Origin of the sequence: Rhodococcus sp. MALMAid1271, assembly GCF_049195265.1 — a bacterium.
In the GTDB taxonomy this organism is placed as follows: Bacteria; Actinomycetota; Actinomycetes; order Mycobacteriales; family Mycobacteriaceae; genus Rhodococcoides.
In genome coordinates, this window is record NZ_JBMIRQ010000113.1 from 1 (window position 1) to 360 (window position 360).

A 360-nucleotide genomic window follows, 5' to 3' on the forward strand; every position below is an offset into this window, starting at 1 on the left:
CACTGCCGAATCCAGTAACAGTGGCGACGATGAAACGACAGCCACCGCGGCACGGGACGCCGCCGCCGCTCGTGATCCGCGCAGCCAACGCGAACGCTGTCACGACGCCCTGAAACTGGCGCTCCGGCACACGCTCGCCTCCGGGACCCTCGGCACCCACCGCGGCCTACCCGTCACCGCCATCATCACCATGACCTTGAAAGACCTCGACGCCGGCTGCGGATACGCCATGACCGCCACCGGCTCCCGCGTCTCCATCCGCGACGCCATCAGAATGGCCTCCCACGCCCACCACTACCTCACCATCTTCGACGACGACGGCCGAGCCCTCTACCTCGGCCGCTCCAAACGCATCGCCTC

1 protein-coding gene is annotated in these 360 nt (G+C 67.8%); it reads left to right on the forward strand.

What is annotated here, in order from left to right:
• On the forward strand, positions 1–360 hold a 360-nt coding region (locus ACOQFP_RS21785), incomplete at both ends, for a DUF222 domain-containing protein (RefSeq protein WP_421585501.1).